General features: G+C 53.7%; 10 protein-coding genes. 5 read left to right on the forward strand and 5 right to left on the reverse strand.

Translation table 11 applies throughout. The annotated features are described in order from the left end of the window. Positions 1–105 precede the first annotated feature (105 nt). The gene (locus ACQZ40_RS23955; RefSeq protein ID WP_448748787.1) at positions 106–603 is read left to right on the forward strand and encodes a hypothetical protein; all 498 of its coding nucleotides are present in this window, start codon (positions 106–108) and stop codon (positions 601–603) included. A 289-nt stretch (positions 604–892) separates the two neighbouring features. Here the strand turns inward: ACQZ40_RS23955 and ACQZ40_RS23960 are convergent, their stop codons facing one another. Next, the gene (locus ACQZ40_RS23960; protein WP_104679710.1) at positions 893–1,903 is read right to left on the reverse strand and encodes a CBASS cGAMP-activated phospholipase; all 1,011 of its coding nucleotides are present in this window, start codon (positions 1,901–1,903) and stop codon (positions 893–895) included. A 101-nt stretch (positions 1,904–2,004) separates the two neighbouring features. Here ACQZ40_RS23960 and ACQZ40_RS23965 point away from each other — a divergent pair, with 101 nt between their 5' ends. Genes ACQZ40_RS23965 through ACQZ40_RS23975 form a run of 3 tightly spaced genes read left to right on the forward strand, consistent with a single transcriptional unit; the run spans position 2,005 to position 5,246 of the window. Further along, positions 2,005–3,129 carry a CBASS cGAMP synthase gene (locus tag ACQZ40_RS23965; protein WP_158662921.1) on the forward strand — a complete coding sequence of 375 codons (1,125 nt, stop codon included), beginning with the start codon at positions 2,005–2,007 and terminating at the stop codon, positions 3,127–3,129. Next, positions 3,122–4,804, forward strand: a complete 1,683-nt coding sequence (locus tag ACQZ40_RS23970) for an E2/UBC family protein (RefSeq protein WP_448748788.1) — start codon at positions 3,122–3,124, stop codon at positions 4,802–4,804. Before ACQZ40_RS23965 ends, ACQZ40_RS23970 begins: the two co-directional genes overlap by 8 nt. A gap of 49 nt (positions 4,805–4,853) precedes the next feature. Continuing rightward, a complete protein-coding gene (locus ACQZ40_RS23975) occupies positions 4,854–5,246 on the forward strand; it encodes a Mov34/MPN/PAD-1 family protein (RefSeq protein WP_158662922.1) in 393 nt (130 codons plus the stop codon). Between the two features lie 31 nt (positions 5,247–5,277). On the opposite strand, the gene ACQZ40_RS23980 is transcribed toward ACQZ40_RS23975, so the two are convergent. Together ACQZ40_RS23980 and ACQZ40_RS23985 are read right to left on the reverse strand one after the other, a co-directional pair. After that, positions 5,278–5,847: a Cap15 family cyclic dinucleotide receptor domain-containing protein gene (locus ACQZ40_RS23980; protein WP_158662923.1), complete on the reverse strand. Its 570-nt coding sequence runs from the start codon at positions 5,845–5,847 to the stop codon at positions 5,278–5,280. A gap of 764 nt (positions 5,848–6,611) precedes the next feature. Then, positions 6,612–7,436 carry an alpha/beta fold hydrolase gene (locus tag ACQZ40_RS23985; RefSeq protein WP_104679716.1) on the reverse strand — a complete coding sequence of 275 codons (825 nt, stop codon included), beginning with the start codon at positions 7,434–7,436 and terminating at the stop codon, positions 6,612–6,614. A gap of 238 nt (positions 7,437–7,674) precedes the next feature. Between ACQZ40_RS23985 and ACQZ40_RS23990 the strand changes: the two genes are divergently transcribed. Then, positions 7,675–8,403, forward strand: coding sequence for a hypothetical protein (locus ACQZ40_RS23990; RefSeq protein ID WP_158662924.1), 729 nt, complete (start codon positions 7,675–7,677; stop codon positions 8,401–8,403). Here ACQZ40_RS23990 and ACQZ40_RS23995 read toward each other — a convergent pair. Further along, positions 8,385–8,897, reverse strand: a complete 513-nt coding sequence (locus ACQZ40_RS23995) for a hypothetical protein (RefSeq protein ID WP_158662925.1) — start codon at positions 8,895–8,897, stop codon at positions 8,385–8,387. The genes ACQZ40_RS23990 and ACQZ40_RS23995 overlap by 19 nt on opposite strands. A gap of 223 nt (positions 8,898–9,120) precedes the next feature. Beyond that, entirely contained in the window at positions 9,121–14,670 is a 5,550-nt protein-coding gene (locus ACQZ40_RS24000) for a DUF3320 domain-containing protein (RefSeq protein WP_104679718.1), read from the reverse strand. Between the last annotated feature and the right edge of the window lie 42 nt (positions 14,671–14,712).

Raw genomic sequence — 14,712 nt, forward strand, 5'->3', positions numbered from 1 at the left:
CAATAATCTGCTCTTCCGTAAATCTCTGCTTCTTCATAAGTCCGTCCTCGATGGGCCGGACTCTAATCCAATCTGGAGGAAATTCTCAGTGGCAGGTCACACGTCTTGGAATTCATTGCTACGAACACGTTCGTGCTCTCGCCCGAGACCCTGATTGACATTCAACGCGGAATCCTTCGAACATCTAGGACGAATCCCCATAAAGCAGCCGAGCTTCGCGAATGGCTTTCTTCGGTCAGCGGCAGATGGCCTCTTGTATCCGGCCGAGAGCAGGAGAAGGCAAAATTAGTTGCGGCTATGTTGGAGTGCCGCGAACTGAAGAATATCTGGCTGCCCCAACCGAAGGCAGCGCATCCTGGTTTCGGATACCACGTGTCAATCGCGGCGGCAGCGATTACACACGAGCTTCCGCTTGCAGGCTTTGGAATCGACACCTTCCTGCAGATTGATCGCTATTTCAGCCTACCCGGCATATTCGACCTAAAAGACGAGAGCTGGCGATCGGCTACAATTGAATGCCGCGCTGTCGATTGGAAACATGTCAGGACGCAGTTGCGCCAATCTTTGGATGGTCGACAAACGCCCGAAAGACGGGCGGCCTAACCAAAACGCTAGACCGCCCAATCCAATTTAGCTATCAATATCCGATCAGCAGCCAGTGGAATGGCTGATGATCTTCAAGGCGGGCATCGCGCAAAGCGCTTGCTCGTCTTGAGAAGAGTTATGGCCGGCAAACCTTAACAAAACACCGGCGGCGTTATGTTTCAGTGGCAGCCGAACTGATGGTGAGAATGGTTTAATCCGTGGCGAACACTGCGGTGGCAGCAATAATTTATGCCTTCTAAGCTCAGCTCGCATGCGGGATAAACTACGAGGCCGCTGCCACACGCGCTCACAGCGTACTTAATGAGACAATTTTGCCTGGAAAAGCAGGCTCCGGAGCTCGATGTGCAAAAAAGCCGCGTAGCGCCGAAGTGTTGATGTTCGCCTGAACCGTTGCAGCCGCCAGCCCTCTGATCGTCCTTTGCGCATTTTCGGTCGCGACGTCCAAGGCCAAGTGCTGTGTTTGGTCAGGTGATTGTTCGGTGTCAAGCCTGAGGTATCTGTCGCCAAGCCGATGTTTGAGCATATAGTCAGAGATTTTCTGCTGTGACGCGAGTATCACACTTACAAGCCTCTGGTCTTTTGCCCAGCCAAAGATTCCCAGATTTCGACCTGTGGCGTCCGCAAATGAGAAGCTGGACGTCGTTGTCCCGATACTCATCACATGGACATCACACTGGTCGACGTTCAAAAAGTGCTCAGCTTCGTGGACGGCCAACGCATCTGGTGAGTTAGCGAAAAGACCACCATCCGCATAGAGGGAGTGTTCGACTTCTGCGAGCGGGAAGTACGTTGGTGCGGCGGAAGTCGCCATAGCTACGTCCACCAAACTCAATTTTTGGTCACGCGTAAAGTCCCGATGGTGGGGCGTCTTGAAAACCTGCGGCGCACCCTTCGTAAGGTTGACCGTTGGCACCAGGACACGGTGTTTGAGATCACTAATTTTCGTTTCCGCTCCCACTAGGTCGGCGATTGTTTGCCGCAGGTGGCTTGGATCATACTTTGATCCGAACGCATACCGCAGGATATCTCGGGCCTGCGCAAGACGTCCTGCTGGAACAGGACGGTTTGAAAAAATCTTGGTTCCGTCCCTCAAAAAAGCCGCTTCAATGTCCGTTGCCTTAACCTCGTGGGCTAGCCCTAACGCGATGATGCCGCCGATCGAGGTCCCGGCGATAAGATCGAAACTCGATGCAATCGGCCTACCAAGGTCCTCTTCGAGTTGAGCCAGAATCGCTATAGTGTAGAGACCGAGGTATCCGCCGCCGCTGAGCGACAAAATGTTAAAGCGCTTGCTCATGATAACCGTAAAGAATTAGTTAATTTTAAGTAATCCTGCCCTTTTAAGTTGCGCGCGGGAATACTACATGCCGCATACTAACGATCACGGGGACCAGGTAAATGGCAAATGTATCAAAACTCTTGCATAATACGGTAGACGAACATTTTCTGTCCAAGCTCGAGGCGGACGAAACTCCCCTTCGCAATGCACGTAAGAAAATTCGTGACCGCTTACGTGATGCCTTTGAAGAGACGAGCAGCGAGTACTTCGGCGTCACCGTCCGCCCGAGATTTTTTACTCAAGGCAGCTTTGCCTACAAAACGTTGAACCATCCAGCCTTTCCTCCCGACCAACAAAAGGACCTCGACGATGGATGTTATCTGCCGCTTTCCTTTGTTCGGGGCGAGAAGCCGTCTAAGGCAGCCGCGGCTTTTTTTACGTTTGTTGAAACAGTGCTTGGCAAACTCGCCGATGAAGAAGGCTGGACACTGGTAACGAGCAAGGCGACCTGTGTGCGGCTAGAGATCAGCAACGACGGCCATATCGATGTCCCGCTTTATGCCGTTCCAGATCATGACGTACGACTTTTGGTCGAAGCAAGAAATACACAGAAAACTGCATCTTTCGACGCTAAAATTGATAATTGGGAAGTTTTACCCTCCGACTCGGTCCTTCTCGCGCATCGCGAAAAAGATTGGGTAGAGTCGGACCCAAGGAAAATCTATGACTGGTTTGTCGACGCCGTGTCTTTATACAATGAGCGCCTGCGCCACGACTGCCGTTATATGAAGGCATGGCGTGATCACCATCGGTTGGACGACGAGGGCTTGACTTCCATCAACATCATGGCTTGCGTGTGGAAGGCGTACGAAATGATCCGTGGTCCTTTCCTGCCGTCTCGACCTGACGAGCGCCTTCTTCGCGTTGTTGAAAGAATGCAGGTGGTTCTTTCGGATGACGTCAAAATCCCACCATGTGGTGACGAGAACATCAACCGCATGACCTCTGACCAGCGTCGGAAGGTTGTAGCAAAGCTTCACGAACTCGAGCTAAAGCTAAAGGAAGCAATTGCAGACTGCGACGATAAAAATCGCGCCGTCGACCTTGTTCGGGAAGGATTTGGTCCGCGCGTCCCCAGTCGCCCTGACCTGGTCGCAATCGTCGCCTCCCCGGCAATATCGGTGATGTCACAGCCAAAAAAGGTCGTAGCAGCGCCTGAAGTGGGACGTTCTGTAAGTGGATGATTTGCAACTCGCTAAGCTGAAAATCCACGACGCCCTTGTCGGCGTCGATTTTCAGCGAGACTTCGCGAAGCGAGGTAGATGTTGTTACAACGGAGTCCTAGACAAATCGGGTGTCTCCGTTCCCGTTTCAATTGAAGTTGTAGACTTCAATTTTATACTCCATCCCGTCATCAAGATAGCGCAGCACCATAAGTTGCCGGACGGCCAGCTACCACATGTGCTAGGTGATGAACGTGTCGTATGCTACTACGCACGCGGTAGTGTCGTACTCGATCGGTATGACCCCGGCGGGACTGTGCTGCAGTGCCTGCAAAAATGCGAAGAAGTGATCCGAGATGCCCTAAGCGGCAAATTGAGTGACGACTTCGCAGACGAATTTAGCTCGTATTGGTCATCTACTAATGCGCTCGTGGACCTTCCCGCGGACGCCAAAGGTATTGCGCGCGTCAAATACGTACGCCTCGATCCAGCGAAAAAAACCGTTCCGGTTCTAGCAAAAGATACTTCCTGGCTCTGGTCGCGGGACGCATCGAAGAGCAATAAAGATGATGGCGAGTTCGCGCTCATCGTCAAGACTGATTGCGCACTCTCCATCAATCCGAATACAAAATGGCCTCCTCAAAACCTGACAGAACTCGATCGTTGGCTTACATGGAACGACCGCGCGCTATCAGGAAAGCTCCAGGAGGCAATCGTAAAAAGCAATGACACCGTAGCCATTCTAGCAATAAGGGCAGCAAACGGCTTGTTCCTGTGCCGGGCCACTATTCCCATCGCGTATCAAACTCGCGAATTGCTGACGGCCCATCGGGTGGGGCTAGCACGGACACTAACGGCCATTGGGTCAAAGATTATAGTGGAAAGGGTGTATTCCGCGCCGGCTGATAGTAATTACGTTTTCGGCCGAAACCTCGAAGGTACTACCAACTTAGCGGGAAAGCGCATCCTTCTTATTGGCTGCGGTACCATAGGGGGCTTCCTGGCACAGCAATTGGCGCAATGTGGCGCAGGTTCGGGTGGGGGTGAATTGGAGCTTGTCGATCCCGAGTTGCTTTATCCTGCAAACCTCGGCCGTCACCTTCTAGGCGCTCCTTACCTCTATGAAAATAAAGCCAGCGCCTGCGCTGACTTTATTCAGTTGCAATTGCCTCCCATCAACATCCGTCCAAAACAGGGCTACGCGACAAGCACACATATCGGATCAGGTAAATATGACCTTGTCGTCGATGCTACAGGCGAAGAGGCACTTTCCATAGATTTAAACCATAAGGCAGTCAGCGATCGGCAAAACTCGCCACCGATCCTTTTTGTTTGGCTGGAAGGTAATGGAGCAATAGCAAAGTCAATACTGACGGGAAGTCCTGCACATGCTTGCCTCAAGTGCCTGAAGCCAAACCTAGCACAGGACCCGCATCACCGAACTCTGAAATCAGATGTCAGCGTTGTTTTTGAGCGCAACGCGGCTTGTGGGGACGGTGCGTATGTTCCCTTCCCGGTATCACGCTCGGTGAGTGCGGCGGCCATGGCCTGTGATCACGTTCTCGATTGGGCAAACGGTCTCCAGCATGACCGATTCAGAACCCGGACTTTCGACCATGCCAAAGCCTACAATATCCCCGACAGCAGCCCCAAGCCCTCTGCCAATTGCCCAGCATGTGGACAACCTAGTCCTTGAGTGGCAACCGGCCAAATTCGTACTTATCCATCTTGATTGCCTGGAAAAAATGTCGCGTTACACGAGAGGTGCCGAGCGCGACCGTGAAGCGGGCGGTATTTTCCTTGGAAACTATCGTGGTTTGCATACCGAAATCACCGCGCTAACAGAGCCTCTGCCCCTGGATCGGAGAGGTCGATTTGTTTTCGATAGAAACGATCCTGGACATCAACAGGCAGCACGGTCAGCTTGGACACGATCCGGAAGAACGACGACATTTACCGGAGAGTGGCACACTCATCCAGAGGATGTGCCGTTCCCTTCATCGGTCGATCTAGGGACATGGGCCGAATTAGTCAATAAGTCCGTGGACCCACTCACCTTCATCATTCTGGGATGGTGCAGCAATTGGTACGGGGTGGGACACGGTGGCCGCATCTTCCCAGCCAGGCCAGTTTCATGAAATGTCACGCTAACATGGCGTGCTGCCTCGCTTAGGGAAGCGGTCTGCCTTGGTTCTGGTCTAACGAGCGGGCTCCCGCCGCAGCGTCAAAGCTGTCAAACATTTCCGGCAGCCGCTCGCGCAAAACAATAGAGCCGCCGGTCTCTCTGTCCGTCCAATAATGGCCTCGTAGCTCGGTTACCGGCTTGCCGAGGACCTTATACTTGAAACTACCGTAGTGGATCGCGCTGACCGACTTGCGGTCGGTGATACTTGGTTCCCCTTGATAGACTCCATAGAGATAAGTTGTGCCGTCGGCCTCGATGTCGAAGCTGCTAGCAACGAGCGAGGATTCGTGATCACCCGCTGTAAAAAGCCGCACCGAAAGGGTTGTTAACGTTTGCCGTATCGCAACATAAGCAGTGAAAGGTTCCTTAACCGTGCCAGAGTCTGGGTCTATAAACGTCGACCGCAACTCTGCTTTCCACATGCCGTTTAGATCAGGCGTCTTCACGAAATGGCAGAAGGGCCAGACGCGCCATAATTTTCTGTTGAAAAGTGTCCATCCCCCGGTGAGAACTGCCAAAGTGAACGAGTAAGGTTTTGCATGGTCCCAGCTCAAGTCAATTCCGAGAATCCATAGAAACCCTCCCCAAGTGACTACGGCAATGATAAGAAAAAGTGGAATTGACGTGCGCGGTAGCAATATGACACCAGACAGAAACAGCGATTTGAAGTTGGAACTATACAGGCTGCAGCATCAGCCACTACCGTTTCATCCACTGATAATGGTGTTTTCCACCGGGAGAATCTCGTCTCGAGACTGCTTACCAATGGCAAGAAATCCCATGCCGGCAGTAGGCGCGTCCTTCTCGGAGAATATAGTCCCTGTCATCGAAGACGCGTTGCGTTTAAATCACAGCATCCATGACGGAGCGATTATCTTCTCACGCGCAACGGAGGATAGCGAATATAGGCTAAGCGCATGGTCGATGCGAATAGTAAGCAGCCGAGTGCCTGATCATTCCGAGCCGAATGTGGGCTCCGCTCACAACAGCGCACTGGGATTGTCATTAGCACCCGAAGTGGAGCTATGTGCGATCTTCTCAAAGGAGACGCTCACGATATTTGAAAATGGCACGATTTCGAGGCGCGAATTGTAATTCTATCGCGTCGATGGGATCGACTCTGAGATCATATCACCAATGATCATCAGTGGGTGGGAACGTGTGGAGCAGGCCAAGGGTAAGCGCGGGTGTCCGCGTTGGTCTTGTAGATCGTCCTTTCATTGGGGGCGTCAGATCGACGCCTCTAAAACCTGCAACTGCTTCCACCAGTATTCGATAGCCAGCGCTCTAGTTTGAGCAAAATGCCCGGCTAAATTACTTAGCGTCGCCCGTCCAGAAAATCCTCAAAGCGCAGCAGTACCTCGTTGAATGCCCGGGTCTGCTCCCTATGTGGGGCATGCCCGGCCCCCTGAATACGGATTGGCTCTCCGCCCCAGACATTCGCAAAATGGAGCCTATCGATGTAGTCCAAATTGATAACCGCATCGTCCTCACCGTTTATGATCGCAAGTGGGATCGTAGACGTCTCAGCCGTGTGCCGCTGATTGCTACCCTTCCCGGCAACGGCAGCTTCGATCATATATTGGCGAGCCAAGCCATCTGTTCGGCGAACAGCATCAAGAAAGAATTGATCACCAGATGCGCCGCGCCCCAAAGCGAGTTCGACAACCATGCCGATTTGCTGCTCGGTCAAGTCTGCGCTCCCCGTATACGCCATCTCCGGTGCTGCCTTGAATCCGGCTTGCAGTCCGTCCGGGGTGTTTGCAACTGGCGGCGTTCCGAAAATCAAAGCGCCGTCGATAGAGGCCTCTCTTGCGATCATTTCAAGGACAATATGCCCACCTAATGAGTGTCCGACGGCAACAAACCTATCGACTCTCAAGCCCTTCAAAGCTTCAAGTAGCGCATCCGCGTAATCAGGAATGCTGTAGGTACGTCTAGGATCGACTGCATTTCCAGAGGCACCATGTCCTGGAAGATCGAATGCTATGACACGTCGCAAGCCTGCCAAAGCCGAAATCTGTGGTTTGAACGACTCCTTACTAAGGGAGTTTGCGTGAATCATCACCACAGGGACGCCAGTCCCTCCCGTGTCGATAAAGGCAATAGACCCATGGCTGGTTTCGATTACCTGGTTGGACATCTTATCTCCTGCCGAATCTGTCCGTCAGAAATCAGCAGTCCCGAGTTTGTCCGTCAAGCCACGTGGCGGCGCGCTTACATATGCAATTGCTGCGGGATCGCAACGTAGCCGCGTCAAGTCTCCGGTAATTTTTGAACAACGGCAAACCGCGATTTCGCAATTCAGTATAAGGCAGATCAATTTCTTAAACGTGCGTTCAAAGTTTCTTGCAATTTAGAGGAGCGCTTTAGGAGACATCATGGAATACGCACTCTACAACGGAACGGACCGCCGAGTAACAGCTGACGAGTTTCATCAGCTTGCTGGACCAAATTTCCGCGAACAAGGAATTTTACCGTACTGCGAACAATGTCAAGAGGCAGTCGATCCACACGGAGTCCATAATCCTGGCATCCCGTCATGCTTCCATCATCCAAATTTTCCTATCGGAGCTGACCCCTATGACGATTGCCCTGCTGCGAGACGACAAGCACGACGTTTCGTTGGAGTAACGCCAAGAGGATTTGATGAAGCCCACGGACAAGCACTACGTGACCAATTTTTCGCCGAGCCCAACATCCGCTTAGCCTATCAATTCATGCACAGAGTAGCAGGTGGACCGGGCCAATTGCCTGTAGAACTCTTCGGCCGGATAATTGAGCGCGCAGACCGACGCAGAATATGGGCGTACTCCGACCTGCCTTTATGGTGTGTTCCGTTCATACTCATGACCCTTGCGCAATTTGAGGCCCCTAACTTCAGCTTCCATTTCGGCTTCGTCAAACCGCGCGGACCGGCTGAAATGATTTGGGAACATGAACGCACTAGCGAACTGGTAAAATACTTCTCCGACAGCGGGCGTGAAACCCGAGCCCCAAGATTAATGGTAACTGAAGAGACATTCATTCACCAAGCAGAGGGGACAGGAGTTTGGGTTGCGGACGCGCTAGCCGCCCGGTTGCAGCAATTTCATGGACATATCGGATAAGCACCGTCCTGGTTTTTGAAGGACGTCATCCCGAAAACATCAACTATCCTTAAATCTGGATCACCGGGTGGAGAATTTAGTTGCCTCGCTAGTGCCATTTCTTCAAGAGCGGATACAGCGGCAGCAAAATCTGCGTTCTCGCGGTAAATTTCGGAAAATCCGTCCCCGGAACAAGGATCGTACTTCAGTCTCTTTCTTACCCAGTAATCAAACCGTGCAAACAGAGTGGCATCTTCAAAAGCATCAACGAACGCAGTTGTGAAGACGATGATACTAACAAAAGTCAGCCGCTTGGGATGGCGACAAACATAGCCGTACCAAAACCCCTGATTGGCGGCGTTGCTATCCAATAAGCAGAGGGCTTCTGGGCCGCCAGAGGGGCCTTGTTCAACACGTCGTAATGTGGGCGTGACGAAGAGGGAGCGGCGTGACAAGCAAGCGGCCTCTTTGAAATATCGACCAACATCACGTTCTTCTGATTTCCTCGAATACATGTATTAAACTCGCGCGCTTGAACTTTTTCGGAAACATTGTTCCCGGAAATTCTTGCAAGAGACAAACAGCATCGCCCATCAGACAACGGAAGCTTTGCACTTTTGTCTTATGCGCCATACGCACAAGACACCCGCTCAAAGACCTGAGCGCCGACGGGATAACTTGCGTCGCGTCTTCTACAGTACGAACCAGTGTATGCGTCGTCGATCACCCAGCCAGAGTCTACTGGACAGTCACCAACATTCCATCACGCGTTTCTAGCTCGCGTCGTGTAACGAGGACTTCAATACGCCCGCGAATGATCTCCCGAAGTTGCGCACTTGTCGCCTTAAAACCGAGGCCGCGAGCAACGGCATTGATTGCCTGCTCCTCCGTGCCGCCAAGACTTTGCTCAATGATTGCCTTGAGGCCGTGATCGATTTCCATTGGGGGAAGCAATTCGAGCCGGCGGAGACTAGCAGAGGAAACAGAGCTACGATCACGCAGTCTGATTTCGGAATCGGGTTCAAGAAGAAAATCACCGGATCGAACGACTTCTCTACGGTCGACCAAAAGCTTGATAGCTTGATTGACGTGCGCTTCAATTCGCCCACCTGCCCGCTGCAGACCCCACGCGGTGCGGATACGGGTGATGACTTCACCGCTGTGGATTGGGCTCTCAGTTTTTACCGTATTTTTCACCAGCAACCCTATCACTGACAGAGGGGCTTCATGCAGTTCCGAAGACGTATTGACGAACAAAGAGACCTCTTCGTAGGGAGTGTTGACGTCTACGGCCGAACCCACCTCCTGCAGCCCTATTTCAGTAATGTCCGCTCGATCAATTGTAACGACCTCAACGGGCACCGCACGCTTCCTAGCTGCTGGACCGTTATCGCCCGCAATCGCGTCGGCTTTTGCTCGCTCTATTGTTTTAATAAGCCGCTCGAGCTCCGCCTTAGGTCTCTGGAACCAATCAGAACTCCAGATACGGTGAATATTCCAACCGTGGTCCTCGAGCACCGCCTGACGTAGGCGGTCACGCTCGCGGGCCGATCGCGCGCTATGATACGATGCACCGTCGCACTCGATTCCCACAAGGTAGCGCCCCGGGACCTGATCATCGGCAACTGCCAGATCGATGAAGAACCCGGCGATCCCGACTTGCGGATGGACCTGATAACCCCTGTCCTGAAGTGCGGCCATGACCTGCTCTTCAAACACACTATCCATTCCGCGGTCAGCCCGAGCAGCCATTGATAGCCTTCCCGTGCGCGCATAGTGGAGGAACAGCTTGAATGCGAAGACACCTTTGCCCTTGCCGCGCTCAAGGTCGATATCCTCGTCCGTAATCGAGGCGTAGACCTCACAGCGCTGCTTTGCACGGCTGATGAGCACGTTGAGCCGGCGTTCGCCGCCCTCTGCGCCAAGCGGACCGAAGCGCATGCTCATGTAGCCCTGGGCATTCTTCGCGTAAGCCACCGAGATCAGGATGACGTCGCGCTCGTCGCCCTGCACGTTCTCGAGGTTTTTGACAAAGAAGGGTTCTGTCGGATGTGAATGAAAAAAGGGTTCCGTTTCCGGATTGAGACGACGAAGCAGTTCCAGTTGGTCCTGGATTTCTCGACGCTGCTTTATCGAAAATGCGGCTACGCCTAACGAGAGATGTGGTGTCTCGAGCGCATGCCTGATGATAGCTTCGGCAACCACCTTTGCCTCGACCTTGTTCACGCTGTCCTCGAACACGCCACCTGGGACGTGGTGGAAGCGTAGCCCCATACCAGCCTCCGCGGTATAAGGGCTGGGTACGATGAAAAGCTTGTTCTCATAGAACTGGCTGTTCGAAACTGCGATCAGCGATTGGTGGCGGCTACGGTAGTGCCACCGCAGCATACGGCTCGGAAGACCTCGCGCGGAGAACAGCCCGAGGATACTTTCGATATCCGACACCTTTGCGCCGTCATCTTCGTCATCCTGTTCCGATCCGTCGGATGTCATTTTCGAGAAGAACATCGTTGGCGGAAGCTGACGCTCGTCGCCGACGACCACAACCTGTTTCGCACGCGCAACAGCACCTAATGCATCAACGGGCTGTATCTGACTTGCCTCGTCCATCACGAGAAGGTCGAACTCAATGACACCTGGGGGAAGAAACTGCGCAATGGAAAGCGGGCTCATCATGAAGACGGGCTTGAGCGCCTGAATTGCGGGAGACGCGCGCTGCATCAATTGCCGGATTGGCATATGGTTTCGACGGCGGGCCATTTCGCCACGCAGGACACCTACTGGCCCGATACCACTGACAGAAGGAATCTTGCAGTGGTGGGCGCGGACGACCTCCAGCTTCGAGTGCTTCATACGACCGAGATCAAGGTTGGCAAAATCGGCGACGAGGCGATTGTGTACTTCTCCGTCGAACCGCGCGAGTTCCGGCGTCCTGTCGTGCTGGTCCCTGAGCAACGCCTCGTAGTAAGCCATTTCGAAGTACGGAATGACGTTCGCCGTTGTTAGACGTCCATCCTCCAGACGAGCAACGATCTCCGCAACGCCGGCCTCTGCGGCCTCATTTGCCCGGCCATTAAACGCCGCAAACTTCGAAAGTTGCTCCTCGTTGGCAATCCAATCACCTAGCTTTCGGATCATTTCATCAAGTGAAGCATCAGCTACCACGCCCACGCCGAACAGCGTCTCGGTATCCGATTTCAGAATCGCCAAGAGTTCGGTCATCCGATCGAGGAACTCTCTTCCGAGGGCGGAAGCTTCTTTAGCATGAGCGTAGATCGAACTTGGGTCATCGACCCGAGACGCCAACCTGCGAATGTCAGCGTTTGAGGTCGACCAAGCATAGATTTGAGAGAGTTTCGGCCAGTTTGACGTAGCTCCTGACCAAAGTGATCCGAACGCAGCGACGCCAATGACGCCGCTGGTTTCCAGCGTTTGCTTGCAACGCTGCGCCGTCGCGAGGGTCCCAAGGGCTTTCACCCGGGCTGCGGCATCGGTAAGCGGCAGATGAAGCAAATCCGAAAACGCCGCATCCGCATTCGTCAGATCGGTAATTGCAGGCGCGGCCTGGAGCAAAGATATCTCGTCGACGTCCGACGAACCACCGAAAAATTCGGCATTACCCGACCCCATATCTGTCCAAAGAGAAAGAAGCACTCGACGGGTTTCATCAAGCAAAGCCCGGACCTGCTCACAACGAGACGCCACCGCTGATTTATCTGTCAGCCTACCCGCGATCGCCCGAGCTTCCGATCCCACACCTCGTAGGCTTCTCATCCAAAGGACCAGGCTCTCAAGTGGACGTGGATCAGATTTCTCGCCACGCCAGTCGGCTCCAAATGCCGAGCGTCCAAGACCGTCACCCTCTCTGATCGTATTGCGGGCGTCTTTACCCTTCTGAAGGAGATCGAGAATGCGGACGGTTTCTGCGGGCGGCGTCTCCGGCATCACAGTTTTTAGCAGCGCCTTCGCTCTTCTCCAATCGCCGCTGAGGAATTTGAGGAGACGGTCCCCGTGCATTGCTACCGCGGTGCGGATGGCCCCGAAATCCATATCCCAGGCTTGGTCGGCGATTTTTCCCGCCAATTCCGTCTGGATATTGCGGTAGGTTGCTACCGCCTCGGCGAGATCACCCGCCTGTTCCAACCCCCGTTCCCAGATTGCGGCTACGAAAGCGTCTGGGCTGACATCAGGTGCTTCGGCAACGCGTTCGCCAATCGTAACCAATCGTGAAATTGATCCGAGAGTCGGTGATGCCTTCACCCCGAGCGTCGTTCCCAACGACATCGCAGCGCTTAAAAAGCGCGGGATTAGCCCGTTCAATTGAGCGATGGTCCCAAACCCTGGCTGCGGGAAATCCGAAGGTAGACGCCGGAATATGCTAATTAGTGAAGCCGGATCAGCATCCCAAGCGGCTTCAACCATCGTTTTATCAACTTCCGCGGCGAGCCGGCTATATTCAGCACCGTCTTTGATCAGGCGATCTACGCCGGGTAACGCATCTAACCACACGCCATTTCCAAGCGCCTCATAGTCCGCGGCTTCAGGTCTCGTTGCCAGGCGTTCAGCAACCTTCACGCTTGCAGCAAATGCCGTGAAGGTTTTCGAAGGTTCAGTTTCCAGCGCATCCGTGACTGATCTCATCCCGTCGCTTACACGCTCGGAAAAAGTTTTGGCGTCATTTAATCTCACGACTAATCGTTCGAGATCGAGAGGAGTAATTCCTGTAAGGCCGACGCCGTGCCAGGGATGGGTCGAAGGAAGCCCGATATCATCGATACGCTGCGCAAGTTCAGTCAACAGCGCGACAACCCGCTCGCGATAGTCAGGCGTCCAGTTGACTGCATCTGCAAGCTCAATGTCCGATGGCGGCATTCCGATCCGTCGCAACCGCGACAGATGCCCAATCACCTGAAACGGCGTCAGACCGTACGGTTGGTACTTTTCGTGGAGACGCGCGGGGTGACTATTCAGGCTATCACGCGCGTCCACCAGACTCCTGTTCAGCGCGTCCGCGGACTCGCCCCGGGGAGCACCCAGTTCCCAGGTGTGCTGAAGCTCCATGAGAAGAGCACGCTTGTTCGCCTTGTTCGAATGCAACTCAAGGCAGGCGTCTCCCACTCCGGCGTTATCAAGGCGACGTTTGACAACCTCAAGAGCGGCCATCTTTTCAGCCACGAAGAGGACAGTCTTACCATCTGCCACCGCAGCAGCGATAATGTTTGCAATGGTCTGGGACTTGCCGGTTCCCGGAGGCCCCTGAATAACGAGGTCGCGTCCCCTGCGGACTTCGTGGATCGCTGCTGTCTGTGAACTATCCGCGTCGACGATGTGCGTCATCTCACTCGGAGATATGTGCGCGTCGATATTCGCGTCCTCAGACAATAACTCCTCACCCGTGGTGAAACCGTTCGAAACCAGGGAGGTGATAAGTGGGCGATCGGTGAACTTGGCGTTCTGCGGCCAAAGGCTTGGGTCGAGGTCGCGGTACATCAGAAATTTTGCGAATGAAAAGAAGCCAAGGACGATGTCGTCGGGTTGGACAGACCAATTCGGCTTAATGGAGATCGCCGCAGCTACCTGCGCGGCGTAATCGTCAAAGGAAAATTGATCGGTTGCTTCAAACGCCGGCATCGTGATCTTGTGGACGCGATCCAGAAAACCTTCGAGTGACAAGTTGGAAGCATAGTCCTCCTGCCGCGCTTTCAGTTTGAACCGCTCGGCTGCGCTGCCGCGCTCCAGCATAACCGGAACAAGGATGAGAGGGGCGTATCGGATGTTCTCGGAGTTGTTTGGATCGATCCATTTTAACGTGCCGAGTCCGAGATAGAGGATGTTAACCCCCTGCTCTTCCTCAAGGGTCCTCGCGTCGAAATATAGATCGAGGAGGCGCTTCTGAAGCGCGTTCGGAGTCATCCTTGTCTGGAGTTTGGTGTCACCATGCCTTACGAGGCGACCGTTCTCATCTCTGTCATCGTCCTCAGGCAGCGCGAGTTCGATCAGGTCTTCCGAGCCCTCCCCGTTTTTGGAGTCGCGGCCATTTGCGCCTGCGAGAAAGGTCATCGCCTTGCCTTCGCTCACAAGAATACGGAAGACCTCAGAGGAACGCTCGTCGACGATATCGACGGTCTTCGCGCTTTTTGAGAACCGGGGGACATTCAGCAGGCGATTACGCGCCGAAAAGTCAAGCAATTCAGTTCGTGCCCGCTCAATCTTGGCCTCAACTGAAAGCGAGCTCTGGAAAACCGAATTCTCAGCGTTTTGGTCTGTGTCAGAAATCAAATTTGTCATGGCATGCCCCCTGCTTCCAGTGAGAATGCACAATCGATTTAG

The organism is Agrobacterium sp. 16-172Ci (assembly GCF_053522725.1).